This window comes from Paenibacillus sp. p3-SID1389 (assembly GCF_025151705.1).
Classification (GTDB): domain Bacteria; phylum Bacillota; class Bacilli; order Paenibacillales; family Paenibacillaceae; genus Fontibacillus; species Fontibacillus phoenicis.
This window is the reverse complement of the sequence record NZ_JALXVO010000136.1, coordinates 1-347: the sequence shown is the minus strand read 5'-3', so window position 1 is coordinate 347 and position 347 is coordinate 1. Positions and strand designations below refer to the sequence as shown.

Sequence of the window (347 nt, the reverse complement as noted above, 5' to 3'; positions counted from 1 at the left end):
TTCAAATACTGGTGAGTTGTGACTTTCTGAATGCCCCGGACATGTGCGGCGTCTGCCGTCAAATAGGTTTTCAATCGGGAGTTGCAGCGTTCTACGCTGGTTCGTTCATTGTAAAGTTCCTTCCAACGCTTTGTATCCCGATGAGGGATGCTGTATCGCCGGAGATCATCCTTCGCATTTACTTTGACGACCATTCCATAGTTTGAAGACGAGCAGGCAGCCATGCCAAGCGGACAGTCGACTTTACCCGTGGCATGCGGGCAGCGAAATTTATGCATATCGCCGTCAACTCCCCAGTATGTCATCGCATAACCCATGGAACAGCACGGTGTTCCGTTCGAGGTCAT

1 protein-coding gene is annotated in these 347 nt (G+C 50.7%); it reads right to left on the bottom strand.

Going from position 1 to position 347, the window contains the following annotated elements:
* Window positions 1-347: transposase (locus M3G15_RS21450; protein ID WP_260072023.1), on the bottom strand; the 347-nt coding region annotated here is incomplete at both ends.